Source organism: Chiayiivirga flava (assembly GCF_014202825.1).
Taxonomy (GTDB): domain Bacteria; phylum Pseudomonadota; class Gammaproteobacteria; order Xanthomonadales; family Xanthomonadaceae; genus Chiayiivirga; species Chiayiivirga flava.
On sequence record NZ_JACHHP010000003.1, the window covers coordinates 432,285 to 456,219 of the forward strand.

Genomic DNA, 23,935 nt, shown 5'->3' on the forward strand with positions numbered 1-23,935 from the left:
CAAGGCGCGGCTTTTCCTGGTCATTCCCGATCCGGATCCTTTCAGGCGATCGCGATCTCGGTATTGGCGCCGGCGGCGTAGGTGCCCTTCAGCAGGCCCAGCAGGCCGAGCACTTCGCGGTGGATGTCGAGCAGGTTGCGGTGCTGGGAGTCGCGCGTTTCGTGGTAGACCACGGCAAGCCACATCGCGATGCCGCGCAGCTTGAGCTGCGGCACGCGCGAGCGGGCCTTCACGAACGACTGCGAGGCGGCGTCGCCCCACGGCTGGTAACGGTCGACGTTCTCGCTGCCGTACAGGTGCGGGATCGGTTCCTTGGCCGCGTTCTGGATCTCGGCCATCGCCAGCTGGCCGACGGCGCGCTGCGCGGTGACGGGCAGGGCCTGCACGATGCGGCGGATTTCGCGCGCCTGGCGGTTGAGGGTCAGGTATCGGCTCAGCACCAGCATGCGGATCAACAGCTTCATTTCTACCTCGCCTCATCGGCTCCGTGAACAGGCGGCGGTAGATCGCCTGCAAGCGACCTTCCCCCTTCGTCAGAACGTCTCGTCAGAACACCACCACTGGGCGCGTCGCGGTGCGACGCATCGCGTCACCTAATGACGCGGCCGGACGAATATTGACAGATCGTTCCCGGATTGCCTAGCCCTAGCACAGCGTGCGAAGGGCGGCACTGAACGCCTCGGAACTGCCGACAGACGGGCTCGCATGGCCGATGCGAGGTCGAAGTTTTCCGACGATCTGCCGTTCCGCCGGTCAAGGAGTGACCGGCCGCGGCGCGACGCGAACCGCACCGCGCCGCCGTTTCATGCGGTTTCCACGGCATCCACGCGCTGGAACCCGCGCGGCAGCTGGTTGCCGCGGTTGGCGCGCGCGCCGCCGTAGGCCTGCAGGTCGCGCCAGCTCAGGGTGAGCTTGCGCTGGCCGCAGAACAGCGTGAGTTCGCCGCCGGCGCGCACGCTGGCCACGAGATTCACGCGCTCCTCGCCCGATTTGAGTTTGGCCGGCGGCACCTGGATCAGCTTGTTGCCCTTGCCGCGGTCGAGTTCGGGCAGTTCGGCGATCGGGAACGCCAGCAGGTGCCCGGCCGTGGTGATCGCCACCACGAGGTCGGTGGCGGGGTCGTGCACCGGCACCGGCGGCAGCACCGGCGCGCCCTTGTCCGGGTTGATCAACTGCTTGCCGGCCTTGTTGCGGCCGAGGAAGTTCTCGAAGCGCGTCACGAAGCCGTAGCCGTAGCCGGACACCAGCAGGAAACGCTGCGCGGCGTCGCCGATCGCGGCGCCGACGAAGGTCGCGCCGGCCGGCGGTGCGAAGCGGCCTGTCGCCGGCTCGCCGTTGCCGCGCGCCGAGGGCAGCGTGTGCGCGCCGGTGGAGTAGGCGCGGCCGGTGGAGTCGAGGAACGCCACCTGCTGGTTGCTGCGGCCGCGCACGGCCTGCTGCAGGGCATCGCCTTCGCGGTACGAGAGGCCGGCCGCGTCGACGTCGTGGCCCTTGGCCGCGCGGATCCAGCCCTTGGCCGAGAGCACCACGGTCACCGGTTCGCTCGCCACCAGTTCGGTGTCGTCCAGTGCCTGTGCCGCGCCGCGTTCGACCAGCGGCGAACGGCGCGCGTCGCCGAATTTTTTCGCGTCGGCCAAGAGTTCGTCCTTAACCTTCTTCTTGAGTTTCGGCTTCGAGGCGAGCGTTGCGATGAGCTGTTCGCGTTCCTTCGCAAGCTCGTCCTGCTCGCCGCGGATCTTCATTTCCTCCAGGCGCGCGAGCTGCTTGAGGCGGGTTTCGAGGATGTAGTCGGCCTGTTCCTCGCTCAGCGCGAAGCGCGCGATCAGCGCGGCGCGGGCGTCGTCCTCGGTGCGGATGATGCGGATCACTTCGTCGAGGTTGAGGAAGGCGATCAGCAGGCCGTCGAGCAGATGCAGGCGGCGTTCGACCTTGTCCAGGCGATGCCTGAGCCGGCGCGTGACGGTGTCGACGCGGAACGCCAGCCATTCGGTGAGGAAGGCCTTGAGGTTCTTGACCTGCGGTCGGCCGTCGAGCCCGATGATGTTGAAGTTGGCGCGGAAGCTCTTTTCCAGATCCGTCGTCGCGAACAGGTGGCCCATCAGCTGTTCGGCGTCGATGCGGTTGGAACGCGGCACCAGCACCAGGCGGATCGGGTTGGCGTGGTCTGATTCGTCGCGCAGGTCCTCGAGCCACGGCAGCTTCTTGGCGCGCATCTGGGCCGCGATCTGCTCGATGACCTTGCTCGGGCTCACCTGGTACGGCAGCGCGGTGATGACGAGGTTGCCGTCCTCGCGCACGTACACGGCGCGGGCGCGGATGCTGCCGTTGCCGGTCTCGTAGAGTTTGAGCAGGTCGGCGGCGGGGGTGATGATTTCGGCTGCGGTGGGGTAGTCGGGGCCGCGCACGTGTTCGCACAGGTCGCGCACCGACGCATCCGGGTCGTCGAGCAGGCGCACGCAGGCGCTGACGATCTCGTTGAGGTTGTGCGGCGGCACGTCCGTGGCCATGCCCACCGCAATGCCGGTGGTGCCGTTGAGCAGCAGATGCGGCAGGCGCGCGGGCAGCCAGCTGGGTTCCTCCAGCGTGCCGTCGAAGTTGGCGGTCCAGTCGACGGTGCCCTGGCCGAGCTCGCCGAGCAGCACCTCCGCGATGGGCGTGAGCTTGGACTCGGTGTAACGCATCGCGGCGAAGGACTTGGGATCGTCGGGCGAACCGAAGTTGCCCTGGCCGTCGATCAGCGGGTAGCGGTACGAAAACGGCTGCGCCATCAGCACCAGCGCCTCGTAGCAGGCGCCGTCGCCGTGCGGGTGGAACTTGCCGATCACGTCGCCCACGGTGCGGGCCGATTTCTTCGGCTTGTTGCCGGCCGACAGGCCGAGCTCGCTCATCGCGTAGACGATGCGGCGCTGCACCGGCTTGAGCCCGTCGCCGATGAAGGGCAGGGCGCGGTCGAGCACCACGTACATGGAGTAATCGAGGTAGGCCTTTTCGGCGTACTCGTGCAGCGGGATCTGTTCGAAGCCGTGGAACGTGGGACGGGTGAGATCGGTCATGCGGGCGGCGGGCATCGGGCGCGGGGAATCGGCGATTGTAGCGAGTGTGTGCCGACAATCTGCGGACCCGCCGTCGCAGCGGCCGCGACGGCGGCCGCGCCCGGCGCCACAGCAGGCGCCGGGCAGGGGCGTGCGTCAGCCGTCGGTCGAGCCCGTCGGCGCGGCGGCCGTGGCGGCGGCCGGGGCCGCGTCCTTGCCGATGTGGCGATCCATGAATGCCACCAGCCGCGTGTAGTAGTCCTCGACATTCGCGCGCAAGAAGTAAGTGTGGCCTTCGCCCTTGTAGACCTTCGCGTCCACCGGCACGCCGGCGGCGCGCAGCGCGTTCTCCATGCGCTCGGTGTGGGTCGGCGGGGCACGCTCGTCCTCGGCGCCGGCCGAGAGCAGCACCGGCACGCGGATCTTGCCGGCCTGCACCAGCGGCGAATCCTCGGCGAGCCGGTCCAGGTCCATCACGTCCTTGAGATAGTTGCGCCCCCACTGCACCGACGCGGTGTCGCCCACATGCAGCATCGTCCGCAGGTCGTACACCCCCACGTTGCCCGACGCGCAGCGATACAGCGCCGGCTCGCGCGCCGCGCCCATCAGCGCCGCGTAGCCGCCGTAGCTGCTGCCGTGGATGCAGATGCGCCCGGCGTCGGCGATTCCCTGCGCGATGGCCCAGCGCGTCGCGTCGGTGACATCGTCCTGCATCAGCCGGCCCCACTGCTTGTAGCCGGCGTATTCGAAGCCCGCGCCGTAGCCGCCCGAGCCGCGGAAGTTGGGTTGCAGCACGGCATAACCGCGCGTGGCGAGCAGTTGGGCTTCGGTGTCGTAAGTCCAGGTATCGAAGATGCCGAAGGGGCCGCCGTGCGGCATCACCACCATCGGCAGGTTCTTGCCGTCGCTGCCGGGCGGCAGCGTGAGGTAGCCGTGGATGCGCGTGCCGTCGCGCGCCTCGAAGTCGATCGGCTGGACCTTGCCGAGGGTTTCCGGATCGATGCGGCTGCTCGCGGCGGTGACGAACGCGGCCTTTTTCGTTTTCAGGTCGAGCGAATAGATTTCGCCCGAGTTGCGATCGCCCGCGACCGTGAACAGGGTCGTGCCGCCGTCGGCTGTGGCGCGGCGCAGGCGCACGGTCTGGCCCGGGAAGCTGGCCTGCAGCGCGCGGTGCAGACGGGCCGCGTCGGAGTCCGGATCGAAGTAGATGGCCCGCGGCAGGCCCGGTGCCACCATCACGCCGATCGGCGCGTCGTCGTACGGCGAATACAGCACCTCGTACGGATCGGCGATGCTGTCGCGTGCGGCCTCCCGCATCGCGCGCGTGGCCGGGTCCATCGCCTGCACCGATCTGGGGCCGCTGGTCTCGTCGACCAGCAGATAGGCCACCGCATCGTCGGCGGAGAAGCCGAGCGGGATCATCAGGCGCTTGCTGACGGACTGGTCGTTGAGCAGCACCCAGTCGCTGTCGTCATCGGGGCGGTAGTAGAGCTTGCTGACGTTCTGCACGTCTTCGCCGCGCGCGAAGCGCACCCGCTGCGCGTGGTCGAGGGTGAAGGACGCGCGTGTCACCGGGGCGCTCGCCACCTTGATGCGGCGGCCGTTGCGCACGTCGAGGCGATCGACCTGGGTGTAGCGCGCTTCGCCGTCGCCGAACGGGAAGCTGGCGATGAAAACGTCGGTCGGATCGTCCTTCACAGGTTCGATCAGCGTGGCGAAGATGCGCTCGGCCTTGCGCCGCTGGATGCGCGACTGCGCGCTCGGCTGCGAGTCGCCCGCGCGGTAGCCGACGAGGTTGGCGTGGTTGCCGCCGTCGACGTCGATGCCGTAGAGCTCGCCGGTCGGGATCGGCGCCTTCAGGTCGCCGTATTTCTGCCCCATCGAGTAGACCAGTCGTTCGGGGCCGATCCACTCGAGGTCGGCGATGTGGGTGTTGCGCCCGGCCTGGATCGCGCCGACGCGGGACATGTCGGACAAGCGCAGGGTCAGCAGGCCGGTGCGATCGCCGAGCGGCACGGTGAGCGCGAGGTAGTCGCCGGTCGGCGACAGCTTGATCTGCTCGATGTCGAAGTCGGCGTCGGCGGCGAAATCCTCGATCGAGGGCGGCGCGCCAAACGCGGGGGCGGTGCAGGCAAACGCCAGCACGAAGGTTGCAGCAAATCGAAAACGCATGTCGAACTCCATGGAAACTCGCGCAGGTGCTGCGACGACAGTGCGCGATCTCCCACCGCGCGGCGCATTTTTTGTCGGGATCGCCGCGCCGCGCAGCGGCGCGGATCACGAACGGCGCGGATCAGCCGCCCGGCGGCAGCGCACCGATGGCGTCGAGCGCGTCGATGCGGCGGCGTTCGTGGTCGGCGAAGCTGCGTTCGCGCAGCGTGGCCAGGCGTGTGGCGCGCGATGCGGGGTCGAGCGACGTATCCGATCGCAGCGCGTCGCGGCTGCGGACGTAGTCGTCGATGCGCCGTTGCCACGCGGCGCGGTCGGCGTCGAGAGCTGCGAGGCGGGTCGCTGCGTCGTCGCCGAAAAGTGCGCTGCGTTCGGCGTGGCGGGTGGCCGGGTCGGCCGCGAGTGCATCGAGTTGGCGGGTCTGTTCGCCGGCAAGTTCGGCATCGGTGAAGCGTGCGCGGGCGTCGCGCTCGTCGGGCGGCTGCCGGGCGTCGATGTCGGCAAGCAGCGCGTTGCGTTCGGTGGCGTCGAGCGTCGGGTCGCCGACCACCGCGAGCCGTTCCAGGCTCAGCGCCTGCGCCGCTTCCTCGGCACCGAACATGGCGTCGGCATCGGCACCGAACCACTGGCGGCGCAGCGCGATCAGCGCGTCGAGATACGCAAGATCGTCGAGGCTGCCGTCGATGCGTGCGGCGGCCTCGCGCAGGCCGATGTAGCGATCGAACAGCGCGAGCGCGTCCGCCGCGGCGGCAGCGCCGTGTGCGTCGCGCTGGTCGGCCGCGAAGAGACTGCGGATGTCTGTAAGTTCGAATTCGCCGGTCAGCGCGAGATACCACTCGAACAGGCGGCGCAGCTCTGCGTTGGCGACAACCCGGCCAGCGGCGTCGAGTGCGAGGGCACCGTCCGGCGTGGTGCCGCGCAGGCTGCTTTGCGCAAACCGCGTGCGCAGCGCGGCGATGGCGTCTTCGCGTGGTTCGTGCGAGGGCGGGGCGGGAGCGTCGGACCGGCCCGAAGCCGGCGCTGGGTCCGGCAGCGCCGTTGCCGCACGGACGTGCTGCTCCGCGGGATAGGCCTGCGTCGCCGGAGCGGCGCCACGCCAGAACGGCAGCGTGACGCCGACAAGAACCGCAACGCCCGCGCCGAGCACCGGCAGTGCACGACGCGGTAGGCGCTGCATGGTCATCGTACCCGCTCGCGATGGCTCACAGCCCGGCGTTTTTCAGCCGGTTTGCGTGCGCACGGATCACCGACACCGGATCGGACGCAAACAGCCCGCGCAGGCCGAACACCTGGTTCACTTCGTCGAGGTGGTTCCACGCGTAATCGTCGCGCAGCACGGTGCCCAGGTGCGACGAGCAACGCCCGACGAGCCCGTCGTTCTGTTCGCTGCCGAAGAACAGGCTGCCGGCGATCAGCAGGGCGTCGCTGGCGTCGAACGCATTGGTCCACACGCTGGTGCCGCCCCACGAGTAATAGCGCACCCCGTTAACCGTGGCCGGGCCCTGGCCGCAGCTGCTCGCCGGCAGACCCTGCGGATGCAACGCGTTGAATGTTGCCGCGCCGCGCGAGGACAGCGAGGCGAGCGCGCCGAGCGCGTCCTGCGGATCGTTGTTGCCAGAGAGCACGGCGATGAAGGTGGACAGCGCATTGACGAAGCCCGCCACGAGCGGTCGCAGCGGCGAACCGGGCGGCAGCGTGGTGTCGAGCGCGTCGGCGACCTTGCTGCCCTTGTGCGGGCTGCCGACGGAAGTCACCGAGGCGACGAGGTCCGGCCGCACCGAGGCCACGTAGCGGATGGTCGGCCCGCCGTGGCTGTGGCCGACGAGGTTGAACTTCGTGTGGCCGTACAGTGCGCGGTACGTGTCCAGATCGCGGATCAGCTGCTCGCCGCGCACCTCGCTGAAGTTGCTGGCCGAGACGCTGGCGACGTAGACCTTCGCGCCGCCGCTGCGCAGGCTGGCCGGTACGCCGTACCAGTAGTCGTACACGCCGAGGATCGAATCGAAGCCAAGCAGGCCGTGCACCAGCACGATGGGATGCTTGGTCTTCGTGTAGGTGGTCTGCGCGACCGCGAGCGTTGAGACGGCGCAGAGCAGCAGCGCTGCGCCGAGGCGCAGCAAGGTGAGTCGTGGCATTGCGGTGCCCTCCCAGGCGGAAACCGCCGCGGTCGAGAGCCGCGGCCGGAATCGTTCACCGTACGTGACGGTATGGATCGACAGTACGGTGCCGGATGGAGAGCCGCAAGCTGCGGTGCAGCAGGGTGGTCGTCGGGAGCGGGTGCAGATTGCGCGTTGGGCAGGAACGTCGAGTCTGCGTGAGAGGTGGCTCCCTCATCCGGCTGCGTTCGGCCGGCGGTAGCCGCCTCACCCTTCTCCCGGCGGGAGAAGGAGTTCAGGATGTGGCGCCGCGGTGTGCCTGACCTGCGGCAGCGAAGAAGTCGCCCAACGAAAGAAGACGCCCAACGAAGCGTTCCTTCTCCCGCCGGGAGAAGGTGGCGGTAGCCGGATGAGGGAGCCCCGCCCCGCATCGCCCAGCCTGTCGTCCGTATCGCGCGCCTGTCGTCCGTATCGCCGCGCCTGTCGTTCGCATCGCCAGGCCCGGTCAGTCCTTGTAGACCACGCCGTCCTTCATCACGAACTGCACGTCGAGCACGGCGTTGATGTCGGCCGCGGGGTCGGCACCGAGCGCGATGATGTCGGCGCGCTTGCCGACTTCGATCACGCCCTGGTCGTCGACCCCGAGCACCTCGGCCGCGCGGATCGTCGCGGCCTGCAGCGCCTCGCCGGCCGGCATGCCGGCCTCGACCATGTAGAGGAACTCGCGCGCGTTGTCGCCGTGCGGGCCCACGCCCATGTCGGTGCCGAAACCGATCTTCACGCCGGCCTGGTAGGCGGTCGCGAACGTGCGCTGGATCTGCGCGCCCATCTGGATGGCCTTTGGCCGCACGATCTCGGGGAAATAGCCGTCGATCTTCGCTTTTTCGGCGACGAAGCGGCCGGCCGAGATCGTCGGCACGTACCAGGTGCCGTGCTGCTTCATGAGGTTCATCACTTCCTTGTCCATCATCGTCCCGTGCTCGATGCTGGTGACGCCGGCGAGCACGGCGCGCTTCATGCCCTCCTTGCCGTGTGCGTGCGCCGCGACGCGGTAGCCGTAGTCCTTGGCGGTGGCGACGACGGCCGCAATCTCGTCTTCGGTGAATTGCGGCGCGTCGGCCGATTTCGCGTACGACAGCACGCCGCCGGTGGCGGTGATCTTGATCACGTCCGAGCCGTCCTTGTAGCGCTGGCGCACGGCGCGGCGCGCTTCGTCCGGCGAATTCACCACGCCGTCGGTCGGGCCCGGTGGGCCCATCAAATGCGCGAGGCGGGCGTTGATGCCGTTGCTCGGATCGGCATGGCCGCCGGTGGTGGCGATCGACTTGCCGGCGGCGTAGATGCGCGGGCCGCGCACCAGGCCCTGGTTGATCGAATCGCGCAAGGCCAGCACCACTTCGCCACCGAGGTCGCGCACGCTGGTGAAGCCGGCGTTGAGGGTTTTTTCCGCGAAACCCACGGCGCGGAAGGCGTAATGCTCGGGGTTGAGCCGGAAGCCTTCGGAGTAGGAGTTCGGGCTCGACTGGCTGGTGAGGTGCACGTGCAGGTCGGTCCAGCCGGGGCTGCAGGTGCGTTCGGAGAAATCGAAGCGGTTGAACACGCCAGTGGTGTCCTTCGCTCCCGGGTCCGAGTAACCGGGACCGTCCGGCCGGCCGGCCACCACCTCGGCGATGCGTCCCTCGCGCACCACGACGGTGTGTGCGCCGAGCGTCCTGCCCGAACGCGCGTCGAACAACTTTCCGCAGCGCAGCACGCTCGTCTCGGCGTGACCGGCGGCCGAAGCCGAAAGCAGCAGCGCTGCGGCGATGAGACGTGACGTCATGGCGGACTCCCCTGGGGTGAATCCCGATGGTAAACGACGCGACGCGTTTTACGCGTCCTTTACGCCAGGGCGCAGTGCGATGGATGGAGGCTTTACGCGCCCGGCGCGCACAGTGCCGACCACTCCATCCCAGGAATTCCCATGCCGACCTGGCTCACCGCGTGCTGTCTTGTCGCCTCCGCGGTCGCTGCGCTGTATCTGCTCGCAGCCATCGTGTTCCCCGATCGGTTCTGACGCGCAGGACCTGTCATGACCGAATCACTTCTCGTTTTCGGCGCCGCGCTGCTGCTTGCGTGGCCGCTCGGTCGCTACCTCGCGGCCGTGATGCGCGGCGCGCCGATGCGCGGCGATCGTTTGTTCGGACCGCTCGAACGCCTGCTGTTCCGCGCGATGGGTATCGATGCGATGCGTGGCATGCGCTGGCGCGGCTACGCGCTGGCCTTTCTGCTGAGCAACCTGGTGCTGGGCGTGTGCGTGTGGCTGCTGTTCATGGCGCAGGGCGTGCTGCCGCTGAACCCGGACGGCGTACCCGGCATGCGCTGGGATCTGGCGCTGCACACGATGGTGTCGTTCCTCACCAACACCAACCAGCAGCATTACTCGGGTCAGGCGCAACTGAGCTACCTGTCGCAGATGGTCGGCATCGTCGGGCTGCAGGTGGTGACGCCGATGATGGGGCTGGCGCTGGTGGTTGCGACCTTGCGCGGATTGTTCGGCGGGCGTGATGCGGTCACGCGCAACGAAGGCGAGCCGCGCGATCTCGGGAATTTCTGGGTCGACGTGACGCGTGCCAGCGTGCGCGTGCTGCTGCCGCTGTGCCTGTTGTGGAGCGTGCTGCTGACCTCGCAGGGCGTGCCGGCGACGCTCGAAGGCGCACGCGTCGTCACGCCGGTCGACCAGAGTGCCGGCATGGCGGAGCAGGTGATTCCGGTCGGTCCGGTCGCGCCGATGGTGGCGGTAAAGCAGCTCGGCACCAACGGCGGCGGCTGGTACGGCCCCAACAGCAGCGTGCCGCTGGAGAATCCGACACCGTTTTCCAATGCGCTGGAACTGCTCGCGATCGTGCTGCTCCCGATGGCGGTGGTGTTCATGGTCGGGCCGTTCACCGGGCGGCGAAAGCTCGGCTGGCTCGTGTTCGGCTGCATGGTGCTGATGTCGGCGCTGTCGACCGGTGCCTCGCTGTGGTCGGAGTCCGCTTCGTCCAGCGCTGCGCCTGCCGCGCTGATGGAAGGCAAGGAAGTGCGTTTCGGGGTCGAGACGTCGGCACTGTGGTCGACGTTGACCACGCAGACGTCCAACGGCTCGGTCAACGCGATGCACGATTCGCTCGCGCCGCTCACCGGCGGCGTGTCGATCGTGAACATGCTGGTCAACGCGATCTGGGGCGGCGTCGGCTGCGGCCTGCAACAGTTCCTCGTGTACCTGCTGCTGAGCGTGTTCCTCGCCGGGCTGATGACCGGACGCACGCCGGAAGTGTTCGGCCGCAAGCTCGAAGCGCCGGAAGTGCGCCTGCTGGCGCTGCTGGTGGTGCTGCAGCCGGTCGTCGTGCTCGGACTGACGGCGATCACGCTGCTGCAGCCGCAGCTCGCCGGCACGTCCAACCCCGGCTTCCACGGCATCGGCCAGGTGTTCTACGAATACGTATCGGCCTTCGCCAACAACGGGTCGGGCTTCGAGGGTCTGGGCGACGCGACGCCGTGGTGGAACCTGAGCGCGACGCTGGCGCTGATCCTCGGCCGCTATCCGGCACTGATCGTGCCGCTGGCGATCGCCGGAATGCTCGCAAAGAAGCGCGTCGCGCCCGAAGGTGCCGGCACGCTGCCGATCGAAACACCGACATTCGCGCTGACCGTCGTGGCCATCGTGATGATCCTCACGGTGCTGCAGTTCATGCCCGCACTGGTGCTGGGTCCGATTGCGGACCATCTGAGCATCGCCGCGTCCGGAGGCCAGCCATGAGCGACCCGCGTACACCTCTGCCGCTGCCCGAGGTCCGGATGCAACCCGTGCAATCCCTTCCGTCCACGCCGCACCGCACCGCGCTGCTCGATGCCGCCGGCTGGCGCGCCGCCGGCATCGCGGCCTTCGCCAAGCTGCATCCGCGTGCGATGCTTGGCAGTCCCGTCATGGCCGTCGTGCTTGCCGGCACGCTGCTCGCGGCGGTGCTGACGGCAAGCGGCCACGCGCCGTTCGGGTTCGGCATCGCGGTGACGGCCATCCTGTTCGTCACCGTGCTGTTCGCGAACTTCGCCGAGGCCGTGGCCGAAGCGCGCGGTCGCGGCCAGGCCGCATCGCTGCGCAGCGCACGGCGCGACCTGATGGCGCGACGCATCGTCGGCGCGAACGAGGAACGCGTCGCCGCGAGCGCGCTCAAGCCCGGCGACCAGGTGATCGTCTCGGCCGGCGAATGGATTCCGTCGGACGGCGAGATCGAATCGGGCTTCGCCACGATCAACGAATCGGCCGTCACCGGCGAGTCCGCGCCGGTGTTGCGCGAGGCCGGCACCGATCGCTCCGGCGTCATCGGCGGCACCAAGGTGCTGACCGACGAAATCGTCGTGCGCATCACCTCCGAACCCGGCCACAGTTTCCTCGACCGCATGATCGCGCTGGTGGAAGGCGCGAGCCGGCAGAAGACGCCGAACGAGATCGCGCTGACCATCCTGCTGGCGGCGATGACACTGACGTTTCTCGTGGTGGTGGTGACGCTGCCGGCGCTGGCATCGTTCGTCGATGCGAGCATCGAGCCGCTGCTGCTGATCGCGTTGCTGGTCTGCCTGATTCCGACCACCATCGGCGGCCTGCTGCCCGCCATCGGCATCGCCGGCATGAACCGCGCGCTGTCGGCCAACGTGCTGGCGAAATCCGGCAAGGCGGTGGAGGTGGCCGGCGATATCGACACGCTGCTGCTCGACAAGACCGGCACGATCACGCACGGCGACCGGCAGGCCACGCAGTTCCATCCGGTCTCGGGCGTGACACGCGAGCAACTGCGCGATGCGGCGCTGCTGGCGTCGCTGGCCGACGTGACGCCGGAAGGCAAATCCATCGTCGCGCTGGCGCGCAGCCTCGGCGCCGGTGCGGTCGAGGCCGAGCATGCGAACTTCGTCGGCTTCAGCGCGAACACGCGCATGTCCGGCGTGGATCTTCCGGGCGGGCGTGTGCTGCGCAAGGGGGCGGTCGATGCGATCGAACGCAACGTTGCGGCGCTGGGCGGCAGCGTTCCGGCCGAGCTGCGCGCGCGCGTCGATCAGGTGGCGCGTGGCGGTGCGACGCCGCTGGTGGTGGCCGACGGCCACAACGTGCTCGGCGTGGTGGCGTTGTCGGACGTGGTCAAGCACGGCATCCGCGAACGCTTCGCCCGGCTGCGCGCGATGGGCATCCGCACGGTGATGATCACCGGCGACAATCCGCTGACCGCCGCGGCGATCGCGGCCGAAGCCGGCGTCGACGACTTCATGGCCGAGGCGCGTCCCGAGGACAAGCTCGCGCGCATCCGTGCCGAACAGCAGGGCGGGCGCCTGGTTGCGATGGTCGGCGACGGCACCAACGATGCGCCGGCGCTGGCGCAGGCCGACATCGGGCTTGCGATGAACTCCGGCACGCAGGCCGCGAAGGAGGCCGGCAACATGGTCGACCTCGATTCGGACCCGGCCAAGCTGCTGGAGGTGGTCGAGATCGGCAAGCAGCAGCTCATCACGCGTGGCGCGCTGACCACGTTCTCGCTCGCGAACGACGTGTCGAAGTATTTCGCCATCCTGCCGGCGCTGTTCGCCGCGGCCATTCCGCAGATGGCCGCGCTCGACGTGATGCGGCTCTCCAGCCCGCGCAATGCAGTTCTGGCCGCGCTGATCTTCAACGCCCTGATCATTCCGGCGCTGATCCCGCTCGCGCTGCGCGGGGTGCGATTCACGCCGCGCAGTGCGGTGTCGCTGCTGCGGCGGAACATGCTGATCTACGGTCTGGGCGGCGTGCTGTTGCCGTTTGTCGCGATCAAACTGATCGATCTGCTGCTTGCTGCCGGGTTCGGCGTCTGAGGAGTGACCATGAATGCAACGTCTTCCATGCCTGTCGATGCCGCGGATTCCCCCGGCGCCGTGTCCGATCGCGTCGGGGCGCGGGCGCCGCTGGTGTTCGCGCTGATCGTCTTGCTGGGGTTCGGGCTACTGTATTCGCTGGTGGGCACGGGGCTCGGGCGGATGCTGTTTCCGATGCAGGCCGGCGGCAGCGTCATCGAACGCGACGGGATGGCCGTGGGCTCGGCGCTGATCGCGCAGCCGTTCACCGATGCGCGGTACTTCCAGCCGCGTCCGTCAGCTGCGGGCTACGATGCGAGGGCCGCCAGCGGCAGCAACCTGGCGCGCAGCAACCCGGCCCTCGCCGAGCGCATCGCCGGCGCGCGCGCGGCGGTGGCCTTGCGCGACGGCGTTGCCGAGGCGGACGTGGTGCCCGACCTGCTGACGCAGTCCGGCGGTGGGCTCGATCCGCATCTGAGTCCGGCGGGCGCGAGGCAGCAGATCGCGCGCGTGGCGCGGGCGCGTGGCCTGCGCGAAGACGAGGTTCTGGCGCTCGTCGAGGCGCATACCGAAACGGAGCAGTTCGGTGTGTTCGGCGCGGCGCGAGTCAACGTCCTGCACCTCAACCTCGCACTCGATGCGCGTTCGCGATGAGTCGAAGCGAACCGCCCATCAGGCACAATGCGCGCATGCTGCCTGCGGCGATCCACGTCTCCGTCATGTCGGCGAACGCCCGCAGCCGTCCGGGGACACACGCACGCCCCCGCCCGTCGTCCCGGCGAACGCCGGGACCCAGTGACTTTTCTTGTTTTTTCACCGATCAGGCAATACGAAGCGGGCAACGTCGCTGGGTCCCGGCGTTCGCCGGGACGACGGGAGAGCCGGGCGTCGCGGGAGGTCTGGGCATCACGCGGCAGATCGCATCGCCGCCATATCCGACGGCCGTGTCGCACCTCGGCGCGCCGCCATGACCGAGCCCCGCGCCGATCGCGCCGATGCCCTGCTCGGCACCCTGCAGCGCCAGCGCGGCGGCCAGCTCAAGGTCTTCCTCGGCGCCGCGCCCGGCGTCGGCAAGACCTACGCAATGCTGTCGGCCGCGCAGGCGCTGCGGGCGCGCGGGGTCGATGTGGTGGTCGGTGTCGTCGAGACGCACGGCCGCAGCGATACCGCCGCGCTGCTCGACGGACTCGACGTGCTGCCCCGTCGCCGCATCGAGTACCGCGGCCGCACGCTGGACGAGTTCGATCTCGACGCACTGCTCGCACGCCGCCCGCAGCTTGCGATCATCGACGAGCTCGCGCACACCAACGTGCCCGGCAGCCGGCACGAGCGCCGCTACCAGGACATCGAGGAACTGCTCGACGCCGGCATCGACGTCTACACCACGGTCAACATCCAGCACCTGGAGAGCCAGAACGATGTCGTGTTCCGCATCACCGGCGTGCGCGTGCGCGAGACCGTGCCGGATGCCTTCCTCGACCGTGCCGGCGACATCGTGCTGGTGGACCTGCCGCCGCGCGAACTGATCGAGCGGCTGGGGCAGGGCAAGGTCTACGTGCCAGAGATGGCGGCGTCCGCGCTGCAGTCGTTTTTCTCGCCGTCGAACCTCACCGCGCTGCGGGAACTTGCCGTGCAGCAGGTGGCCGACCGGGTCGATGCGGACCTGCGCGAGCACCTCGCCGCGCGCGGCATCGGACCGCTGCCGATCCGCCGCCGCGTGCTCGTGGCCATCGACGGCAGCGACAACAGCGAGTACCTCGTGCGCGCCGCGCGCAAGCTGGCCGAACGCCGGCAGTCGCCGTGGACGGTCGCGTTCGTCGATACCGGCGTCGGCGCCGAGCGTCGTCTCGCGGTGGAGCGCTGCCTCGCGCTCGCGCGCAGGCTCGGCGCGGAAACGGCCTTGCTGCGCGGCGCGTCGGTGGTGCAGGAGCTGCTGACGTGGGCACGGCGGCATGCGGTGTCGAGCATCGTCATCGGCCGCACGCGCGAGCGGCCGCTGGCGCGCATGTTCAACCGCACGCTGACCCAGCAATTGCTGCAGCAGGGCGCGCATTTCGAGTTGACCATCCTCAATACGCCGGCGGCGCGGGCCAAGTCGCGGCGCCTGCTCGGTGCGCCGGCGGGCGAGCGCCCGACGCTTCGCGAATACGGCATCGGCATCGCCGGTGCGGCGCTCGCGACCGGCATCGCGTGGCTGTCGGATCGTTTCATTTCGCTCGACGATCTGTCGGCGATCTTCATCACCGCGGTGCTGGTGGTTGCAACGCGCACGCGCATGGCAGTGGCGGTGCTGACCGCGCTGCTGTGTTTCGTCGCCTACAACTTCTTTTTCATCGATCCGCGCCTGACGCTGACCATCGGCGCGCGCAGCGGCATGGTGACGGTGCTGCTGTTCCTCGCCGCCGCACTCATCGCCGGCCGCCTCGCGACTCGCCTGCGCGCGCAGGTGCTGGGCCTGCGTGCGGCGAATGCGCATGCCGACGCGCTGCAGACGCTCGGGCGGCGCCTTGCCACGGCAGGCGATGACGGCGAGATCATCGCCGCCGCATTGCGAGCCTTGCGCGAGAACGTCGACGCCGACGTGGTGCTGCTGCAGCCCGATCCGAACGGCGCGGACCTGCGCGCCATCGCCAGTGAACCCTCCGGCGCGCGCCTCGACGCCGTCGCGCTTGCCGCCGCGGACTGGGCCGCAAAACACCGCCAGCCCGCCGGGCGCTACACCGACACGCTGCAGGCCGCGCACTGGTGGCTGCAGCCGGTCGTCGCCAACGACACCACGCTCGCCGTCGCCGCGCTGCGCTGGCCGGACGACAGCCCGCGCCTTGCGCCCGAAGTCGAAGCCCTCGTCGGCGCGATGCTGCAGGACGTGGCTCAGGCGCTCGCGCGCGTACGCCTCGGCGACGCGCTCGAATCCTCGCGCCTGCAGGGCGAAACCGAGCGCCTGCGCGCGGCCTTGCTGGCATCGGTCTCGCACGACCTGCGCTCGCCGCTGTCGGCCATCGTCGGCAGCGCCGAGAGCCTGATCGCCTACCGCGACAACCTCAGCGTCGACGACCAGCGCCAGCTCGCCGAAGCCATCCTCAGCGAAGGCCAGCGCCTCGACCGCTACATCCAGAACCTGCTCGACATGACCCGGCTCGGGCACGGCGCGCTCAAGCTCGAGCGCGACTGGGTGGCGCTCGAAGAGATCGTCGGCACGGCGCTCGCCCGGCTGCGCAAGCTGCACCCGCAGCAGCCCGCGCACGCCGCGCTCGCGCCGGACCTCCCGCTCCTGTACGTGCATCCGGCGCTGATCGAGCAGGCGCTGTTCAACATCCTGGAAAACGCCGCGAAATTCTCGCCGCCGGGCGAGGCGGTGACGCTGGACGCGTCGCTCGTCGACGGCCGCCTGCGCATCGACGTCGGCGACCGCGGCCCCGGCATTCCGGATGCCGAGCGCAGCCGCATCTTCGACATGTTCTACAGCGTCGCGCGCGGCGACCGTGGCGCCAAGGGCACGGGCCTGGGCCTTGCGATCTGCCAGGGCATGATCGGTGCACACGGCGGCAGCGTGGAGGCGCTGGCCGGGCGCGATGGTGTCGGCACCACCATCCGCATTACCCTGCCGCTGGTCGCCCCGCCTCCGGGAGCGGCGCAGGACGACTGATCCGCCATGCCGCAGCGCATCCTCGTGATCGACGACGAACCGCAGATCCGCCGTTTCCTGGGCATCAGCCTGCGCGCGCTCGGGTTCGAGGTGGGCGAGGCCGACAGCGGCGGCGCCGGACTGGCGGACCTCGCCACGCGCGGCGCCGACGCCGTGGTGCTGGACCTCGGCCTGCCGGACCGCGACGGCCGCGACGTGCTGCGCGACCTGCGCGGCTGGTCGAAGGCGCCGGTGATCGTGCTCTCGGTGCGTTCGAGCGAATCGGAAAAGGTCGCGCTGCTCGATGCCGGCGCCAACGACTACATGACCAAGCCCTTCGGCGTGCAGGAACTCGCCGCCCGCCTGCGCGCACTGCTGCGCGAGCGCAGCGCCGACGCCGCCGGCACGCCGGTGGTGTTCGACGACGGCCGCCTGCGCATCGACCTCGCCGCCCGCCGCGCCACGCTCGACGGCGCCACCCTGACCCTGACCCGCAAGGAATGGGCGCTGCTGGCCGCGCTGCTGCGCCACGCCGGCCGCGTGGTGACCCAGCCGCAGCTGCTGCGCGAGGTCTGGGGCGCCGACCACGACGAGGACACGCACTATCTGCGCGTGCTGGTCGGGAAACTGCGCCAGAAACTGGGCGACGACCCGGCCGCGCCGCGCTACGTCGCGACCGAACCGGGCGTGGGGCTGCGCTTCCTCGCCGGCTGAGGCGCAAACCCGGCGCCTGCGTTGAGCGTCTTGATGCACTGCGGTACGCTGGCGTACTCGTTTTTTCGCGTGCCCCCATGCAAGACACCTACGATCCGAACGCGGTCGAAACCGCAGCGCAGCACTACTGGCAGACCACGCGCGCCTTCGAGGTGACGGAAGATCCGTCGAAACCGAAATTCTTCTGCCTGTCGATGCTGCCGTACCCGTCCGGGGCGCTGCACATGGGTCACGTGCGCAACTACACCATCGGCGACGTGATCAGCCGCTACAAGCGCATGACCGGCCACAACGTGCTGCAGCCAATGGGCTGGGACGCGTTCGGCCTGCCGGCGGAAAACGCCGCGATCAAGAACAACACCGCGCCGGCCAGGTGGACCTACGCCAACATCGAGCAGATGCGCGCGCAGTTCGCCACGCTCGGCTACGCGCTCGACTGGTCGCGCGAGTTCGCCACCTGCAAGCCCGAGTACTACGAGCACGAGCAGCGCATGTTCGTGCGCCTGTTCGAGAAGGGCCTCGTCTACCGCCGGAATTCCATCGTCAACTGGGATCCGGTCGACCAGACCGTGCTGGCCAACGAGCAGGTCATCGACGGCCGCGGCTGGCGTTCCGGTGCGCTGGTCGAAAAACGCGAAATCCCGCAGTGGTTCCTCAGGATCACCGCGTATGCGCAGGAATTGCTTGACGAACTGGACAACCTGCCGGGCTGGCCGGATGCGGTCAAGACGATGCAGCGCAACTGGATCGGACGCTCGGAAGGGCTCGAGATCGCGTTCCGGCTGGAGGACTCCGACGACAGCGTGCACGTGTTCACCACGCGCCCGGACACGCTGATGGGCGTGACCTTCCTGTCCGTCGCCGCCGAGCATCCGATCGCGCTCGCCGCGAGCGAGGGCTATGACGCGTTGCGCGACTTCATCGCCGAGTGCCGCCGCGGCGGCACCGCCGAGGCCGACCTCGAAACGCAGGAAAAACGCGGCGTCTTCACCGGGCGCTACGCGATCCACCCGATCACCGGCGAGCGCGTGCCGATCTGGGCCGCGAACTTCGTGCTGATGGGCTACGGCACCGGCGCCGTCATGGCCGTGCCCGGTCACGACCAGCGCGACTGGGAATTCGCGCAGAAGTACGAGCTGCCGATCCGCATGGTGATCCTGAGCGCGGATGCCGCCGAGGGCCTGCGCGAGGTGCGCCACGATGTGCGCACCCATGCCGACCCGATGCAGGCCGCGCTCGGCGAACGCGACGCGCTCGACGTGTACGACACGGGCGAGGCGGTGCGCGAGGTGGAGGAATTCGAGCGCCGCGTGATGGAGGAGGGCGCTTACACCGAGCACGGCATCCTGGTCAATTCCGGCGCGTTCGACGGCCTGGATTTCCGCGCCGCGTTCGACGCGATCGCGACGCAACTGGAAGCGCAGAACGCCGGCCAGCGTCGCGTCAACTTCCGCCTGCGCGACTGGGGCGTGAGCCGCCAGCGCTACTGGGGCTGCCCGATCCCGATGGTGTTCTGCACCGCCTGCGGCGATGTCGCGGTGCCGGCGGAGCAGCTGCCGGTGCGCCTGCCGGAGGACGTTGCGTTTTCGGGCGTGGTGTCGCCGATCAAGGCCGATCCGGAGTGGCGCAAGACCACGTGCCCGAAGTGCGGCGGCCCGGCCGAGCGCGAGACCGACACCTTCGACACCTTCATGGAGTCGAGCTGGTACTACGCGCGCTACACCTCGCCCGGTGCGTCGGACATGGTCGATGCACGTGCGAACTACTGGCTGCCGGTCGACCAGTACATCGGCGGCATCGAGCACGCGATCCTGCATCTGCTGTATTTCCGCTTCTACCACAAGCTGCTGCGCGACGCGGGGCTGGTGCACACGGACGAGCCGGCGACGAACCTGCTGTGCCAGGGCATGGTCATCGCCGAGACCTTCTACCGCGACAACGCCGATGGTTCGAAGGACTGGATCAACCCCGCGGACGTCGCGATCGAACGCGACGAGCGCGCGCGCGTGATCGGTGCGCGCCTGATCGCGGACGACGCGCCGGTGCACATCGGCGCCACGGAGAAAATGTCGAAGTCGAAGAACAACGGCGTCGACCCACGCGTGATGGTCGAGAAGTTCGGTGCCGATACCGTGCGCCTGTTCTCGATGTTCGCGGCGCCGCCGGAACAGTCGCTGGAGTGGAACGAGGCCGGCGTCGAAGGCATGGCGCGGTTCCTGCGCCGGGTCTGGGCGCAGGTGCACAGGCACGTGGCCGACGGCGCGGCGCCCGCGCTCGATGTGTCGTCGCTGACGCCGTCGCAGAAGACCCTGCGCCGCCAGCTGCACGAAACCATCCAGAAGGTCGGCGACGACTACGGCCGCCGCCACAGCTTCAACACCGCGATCGCGGCGGTGATGGAACTGCTGAACCATCTGGCGAAGTTCGACGACGCCACGCCCAACGGCCGCGCCCTGCGCCAGGAGGCGCTCGTCGCGGTGGTGCTGCTGCTGAACCCGATCACACCGCACGTGAGCCACGCGCTGTGGCAGGCGCTGGGCCACGGCGAAACGCTGATCGACGATCTGCCGTTCCCGACGCCCGATCCCGCCGCGCTCGTGCGCGATGCGGTGACGCTGGCCGTGCAGGTGAACGGCAAGCTGCGCGGCACGATCGAGGTGGCGCCGACCGTGTCGAAGGACGAGGCGCAGGCCCTCGCGCTCGCGGAACCGGGCGTCGCACGGTTCCTCGACGGCATGACCGTGAACAAGGTCATCGTGGTGCCGGGCAAGATCGTCAACATCGTCGCGTCGTAGCGGATCGTCCTTCTCGCGCGGCGGGAAACAATCCACACCGGAAGGCGGACCGAATGAGCACCACCAGCGACACCCCGATCCTCTACGCCAGTCCGCTCTCGGGCTTCTCCTACAAGCCCGCGCTCGCGATGGGCCTGATGCGGCTGGACTACGAGCTGCGCATCGTCGACCTCACCGTGCCGCGCACCGAGCGCCGCGCCGATTTCCGCGCCGTGGCGCGTTTCGGCGAGGTGCCGGTGCTGCTCGTCGACGGGCTTGCGATCGCGCAGTCGAACGTGATCCTCGAGTACCTCGCCCGGCGCGAGAGCCGACTGCACGAAGGCGACGAGAGCCAACGCATCCGCGTGCGCGAGTGGCTGGCGTGGGAAGCCAACCGGATCGGGTTGAACCTCGCGCACGCCGGCGCGGCACGCACGCGCGGCGGCTACGTGCCGCAGGTGCAGGCCTGGTACGAGACCCGCAGCGAGGCGGACCTGGACCATCTGGAGCGCGTGCTCGAACGCGGCGGTTTCCTCGTCGGCGATGCCGTGACGATCGCCGACGTGGCCTGCGTGGCGTACCTGCTCTGGCCGGGGCACGCCCCGGATCTGGCGCGCTGGCCCAATGTGAAGGCGTGGATCGGGCGGATCGAAGCGCTGGACGGCTTCCGTTCGCCGGCGCAGGTCTTCGTCGACCTCGGCGCGGAGCGCTGAAGCGCAGCCGGGCGGCGCAGGCCGGGTGCCGCTGGTCGGCGACTCGCGCCGATATCGATCGGTGCACGGACCGTCGACAGGACCACCTCGATTTCGCGGCCGCCATCGAAGGACCGCCGGGTCTGCGGACCGCGGGGCGGACGTCGGGCGTCGTCGTGCTTCATACTGTGCGCTTTCCGCCCGTGTCCGCGCATCGATGAATCCGAGCCCCGTCCTGCGTTGCCTGCTGATTGCCGGTTGCCTGCTGCTGTCCGCCTGCGGCTTCAAGCTGCGGCAGGAAATCGCCCTGCCGTCGTCGCTGTCCGCGATCAAGGTCAGCGTCGCCGATCCGTACAGCCCGCTCCAGCGCAATCTGGAGGTCGCCCTGCGTCGCTCGGGCGCCACGGTGGCGGAGGGCACCGATGGCGTGGCGGTGTTGCGCGTGTTCCGCAACAGCCTGCAGCGCCTGCCGCTGTCGGTCGGCGACACCGGCCGCGTGCAGGAGTACGTGCTGCGCTACGTGGTGACGTTCGAGCTGGTCGACGCGTCGGGGCTGGTGGTCGTGCCGCGGCAGGACGTGCAGCTGGAACGCGACTACAGCTTCGACACGATCCAGGCCCAGGGCACGCCCGGCGAGGAAGAGGTGATGCGGGCCGAGCTCGAGCGCGAGATCGTGCAGGCGATCCTGCGCCGCGTCGACGCGGTGCTGCGCTGAGCCTGCGCCGCGTGCCGTGCCGCTGAGCCTGCCGCAGTTCGAACAGCGCCTTGGCGGCGACACGTTGCCGCCGGCGATCCTGCTGGCCGGCGCGGAGCCGCTGCTGCTGCTCGAAGCCGCCGACGCGGTCCGGGCCCGCGCGCGAACGCTCGGTTTTGCCGAGCGCGAGGTGCACGACGTGGAGACCGGCTTCGACTGGGACGCGCTGCGCACGAGCTTCGCCAGCCTGTCGCTGTTTTCCGCGCGCCGCCTGATCGAACTGCGCCTGCCCACCGGCAAGCCGGGCAAGGAAGGGGGCGACATCGTCGCCGGGTTCTGCGCCAACCCCGTACCGGACCTGTGCCTGCTGGTGAGCGCCGCGCAGTGGAGCCGCGCGCACGAGACCGCATGGGTGAAGTCGGTCGAGCAGGCCGGCTGGTTCGTCCCGCTGTGGCCGCTGAAGCCGAACGAACTGCCGGGCTGGATCGGCCGGCGCCTGCGGCAGCGCGGCGTCGATGCCGGCCCCGACGCCGTCGCGGCGCTGGTCGAACGGGTCGAGGGCAACCTGCTGGCGGCGGCGCAGGAGGTCGACAAGCTGGCCCTGCTGAAGCCGCCGGGCAGGCTCGATGCCGAAACCATGCTCGGGCTCGTTGCCGACAGTGCACGCTACGACGTGTTCCGCCTCACCGACACCGCGCTCGCCGGCGACACCACGCATGCGCTGCGCATGCTCGCGGGCCTGCGCGGCGAGGGCGAGCAGGTGCCGCCGATGCTGTCGTGGATCGCCTCGCAGGTGCAGCTGCTGGCGCAGTTCTCGGCCGTGGCCGAGCGCGGCGGCAACCTCGGCCAGGCGATGCAGCAGGCACGGATGTGGGATTCGAAGCAGGGCCTGTTCCGGCGCGCGCTGGGGCGCGGCAACGCGCGCCATTTCGAACGGCTGCTGGCCGACTGCGCGCGCATCGACCGCATCGCCAAGGGGCGCGCCGGGGGCGACGCCTGGCTGGAGCTGGAGCGGCTGATCGTCGGCATCGGTGCGCCGCGCGCCTTGCCCGGCTGAGGCCGTGCTCACCGCACTCTACGGCGGCGCCTTCGATCCGGTGCACAACGGACACCTCGCGGTGGCGCGTGCCGCGGCGGCGGCGCTCGAGGCCGACGTGCGCCTGCTGCCGACCGGCGATCCGCGCCATCGCGCGCCGGCGCATGCCAGCGGGCCGCACCGGGTCGCGATGCTGCGCCTGGCGGTCGCGGGCAGCCAGGAGCTGACGGTCGATACGCGCGAGATCGATCGCGCAGGTGCGAGCTACTCGTTCGACACCCTGCGCGAACTGCGCGGCGAACTCGGCGACGAGGCGCCGCTGGCGCTGATCGTCGGTGCCGATGCGCTGCTCGGGCTGCCGCGCTGGCACCGCTGGCGCGAACTGTTCGGGCTCGCGCATTTCGTCGTGGCCGAACGGCCCGGCGTCGATCTCGACGCCGCCTGCGCGGGCGGGGAGCTCGGCGACGCGGTGCGCGGCCGCTGGCTCGGCAGCGCGGCGGCGCTGCGCGCGGCGCCGGGCGGCGGGTTGCTGCGCCTGTGGTTGCCGCTGCAGCCCGAATCCTCCAGCGCCGTGCGGGCCGCGGTGGCGGCCGGGGCGTCGATCGCCACGGCGGTTCCGCCGGCCGTGGCCGCCTACATCGCGCAGCACGGACTGTACCGCTGACCTGCGGTGGCGCCGGCCGCACGGACGGCGCGCAGGCTTGCATCGGGTGGGAAATTCTGGCCCTATACTGACCACGGCGATGGCGCGCCGCGCTGTGCCGACACCCGAGAGGTCGCCCCAATTTGACTCCGCGCCTGGCCGCAGTGCCCCGCAACGCCCCCGCTCCCGCCCCCGACCTGCGCCAGCAGGTCCTTGCCGCCCTCGAGGAACTGAAGGCGCGCGACGTCCGCGAAATCGACGTCCGCGGCAAGACCGGCATCACCGACTTCATGGTGATCGCCTCGGGCACCTCCTCCCGCCACGTGAAATCGATCGCCGACGAGGTGATCCGTTACGCCAAGCGCATCGGCAACCCGCCGATCGGCGTCGAAGGCGAGCGCGAGGCGGAATGGGTGCTCGTGGACCTGGGCGACGTGATCGTCCATGTGATGCTCCCGCGCGTGCGCGAAACCTACCTGCTCGAGCGGCTGTGGACGGTCGGCGACGACGCGCCGCCGTCGGACGACGAGTTCGTTTCCACGCATTGATCGGCGTGGCGCTGTCCGCGCGCCACCGGCGGCAGGCGGCGCTGCGACGTCCGCACGCCGCCGTAGCGACCTGC

The 23,935-nt window shown here is 69.7% G+C and carries 17 protein-coding genes; 11 read left to right on the plus strand and 6 right to left on the minus strand.

Annotated features, from left to right (window positions below; translation table 11 throughout):
• Nucleotides 1–41: 41 nt before the first annotated feature.
• The 6 genes from HNQ52_RS10355 to HNQ52_RS10380 all read right to left on the minus strand — a co-directional run bounded on the left by HNQ52_RS10355 (nucleotide 42) and on the right by HNQ52_RS10380 (nucleotide 9,119).
• The gene (locus HNQ52_RS10355; RefSeq protein WP_183961061.1) at nucleotides 42–464 is read right to left on the minus strand and encodes a hypothetical protein; all 423 of its coding nucleotides are present in this window, start codon (nucleotides 462–464) and stop codon (nucleotides 42–44) included.
• 339 nt (nucleotides 465–803) lie between these two features.
• On the minus strand, nucleotides 804–3,053 hold the full coding sequence (parC, locus tag HNQ52_RS10360) for a DNA topoisomerase IV subunit A (RefSeq protein ID WP_183961062.1): 2,250 nt from the start codon (nucleotides 3,051–3,053) through the stop codon (nucleotides 804–806).
• Nucleotides 3,054–3,188: 135 nt separating this feature from the next.
• Nucleotides 3,189–5,204 (minus strand): alpha/beta hydrolase family protein, encoded by a 2,016-nt coding sequence (locus HNQ52_RS10365; RefSeq protein ID WP_183961063.1) that lies wholly within the window; start codon nucleotides 5,202–5,204, stop codon nucleotides 3,189–3,191.
• A gap of 121 nt (nucleotides 5,205–5,325) precedes the next feature.
• Nucleotides 5,326–6,384, minus strand: a complete 1,059-nt coding sequence (locus HNQ52_RS10370) for a lipase secretion chaperone (RefSeq protein ID WP_183961064.1) — start codon at nucleotides 6,382–6,384, stop codon at nucleotides 5,326–5,328.
• A 19-nt stretch (nucleotides 6,385–6,403) separates the two neighbouring features.
• Nucleotides 6,404–7,336, minus strand: a complete 933-nt coding sequence (locus tag HNQ52_RS10375; RefSeq protein WP_183961065.1) for a lipase family alpha/beta hydrolase — start codon at nucleotides 7,334–7,336, stop codon at nucleotides 6,404–6,406.
• A 466-nt stretch (nucleotides 7,337–7,802) separates the two neighbouring features.
• Nucleotides 7,803–9,119, minus strand: a complete 1,317-nt coding sequence (locus HNQ52_RS10380) for a metal-dependent hydrolase family protein (protein WP_183961066.1) — start codon at nucleotides 9,117–9,119, stop codon at nucleotides 7,803–7,805.
• Between the two features lie 249 nt (nucleotides 9,120–9,368).
• Between HNQ52_RS10380 and kdpA the strand changes: the two genes are divergently transcribed.
• From kdpA to rsfS, 11 genes are all read left to right on the plus strand, one after another.
• Nucleotides 9,369–11,078, plus strand: a complete 1,710-nt coding sequence (gene kdpA, locus HNQ52_RS10390) for a potassium-transporting ATPase subunit KdpA (RefSeq protein WP_183961068.1) — start codon at nucleotides 9,369–9,371, stop codon at nucleotides 11,076–11,078.
• Between the two features lie 38 nt (nucleotides 11,079–11,116).
• Entirely contained in the window at nucleotides 11,117–13,156 is a 2,040-nt protein-coding gene (gene kdpB / locus HNQ52_RS10395) for a potassium-transporting ATPase subunit KdpB (protein WP_183961187.1), read from the plus strand.
• 27 nt (nucleotides 13,157–13,183) lie between these two features.
• Nucleotides 13,184–13,789: a potassium-transporting ATPase subunit KdpC gene (kdpC, locus tag HNQ52_RS10400; RefSeq protein WP_425486490.1), complete on the plus strand. Its 606-nt coding sequence runs from the start codon at nucleotides 13,184–13,186 to the stop codon at nucleotides 13,787–13,789.
• 313 nt (nucleotides 13,790–14,102) lie between these two features.
• Nucleotides 14,103–16,781: a sensor histidine kinase gene (locus HNQ52_RS10405; protein ID WP_183961070.1), complete on the plus strand. Its 2,679-nt coding sequence runs from the start codon at nucleotides 14,103–14,105 to the stop codon at nucleotides 16,779–16,781.
• Between the two features lie 6 nt (nucleotides 16,782–16,787).
• Nucleotides 16,788–17,474, plus strand: a complete 687-nt coding sequence (locus tag HNQ52_RS10410; protein ID WP_183961071.1) for a response regulator — start codon at nucleotides 16,788–16,790, stop codon at nucleotides 17,472–17,474.
• 77 nt (nucleotides 17,475–17,551) lie between these two features.
• Nucleotides 17,552–20,269: a leucine--tRNA ligase gene (gene leuS / locus HNQ52_RS10415; RefSeq protein WP_183961072.1), complete on the plus strand. Its 2,718-nt coding sequence runs from the start codon at nucleotides 17,552–17,554 to the stop codon at nucleotides 20,267–20,269.
• A 53-nt stretch (nucleotides 20,270–20,322) separates the two neighbouring features.
• Nucleotides 20,323–20,961 carry a glutathione S-transferase family protein gene (locus HNQ52_RS10420; protein ID WP_183961073.1) on the plus strand — a complete coding sequence of 213 codons (639 nt, stop codon included), beginning with the start codon at nucleotides 20,323–20,325 and terminating at the stop codon, nucleotides 20,959–20,961.
• A gap of 196 nt (nucleotides 20,962–21,157) precedes the next feature.
• Nucleotides 21,158–21,655, plus strand: coding sequence for an LPS-assembly lipoprotein LptE (locus HNQ52_RS10425; RefSeq protein WP_183961074.1), 498 nt, complete (start codon nucleotides 21,158–21,160; stop codon nucleotides 21,653–21,655).
• Nucleotides 21,656–21,671: 16 nt separating this feature from the next.
• A complete protein-coding gene (holA, locus tag HNQ52_RS10430) occupies nucleotides 21,672–22,691 on the plus strand; it encodes a DNA polymerase III subunit delta (protein WP_183961075.1) in 1,020 nt (339 codons plus the stop codon).
• Nucleotides 22,692–22,695: 4 nt separating this feature from the next.
• Entirely contained in the window at nucleotides 22,696–23,334 is a 639-nt protein-coding gene (gene nadD / locus HNQ52_RS10435) for a nicotinate-nucleotide adenylyltransferase (RefSeq protein ID WP_183961076.1), read from the plus strand.
• Nucleotides 23,335–23,468: 134 nt separating this feature from the next.
• Nucleotides 23,469–23,861 (plus strand): ribosome silencing factor, encoded by a 393-nt coding sequence (gene rsfS, locus HNQ52_RS10440; protein WP_425486492.1) that lies wholly within the window; start codon nucleotides 23,469–23,471, stop codon nucleotides 23,859–23,861.
• Nucleotides 23,862–23,935: the final 74 nt, after the last annotated feature.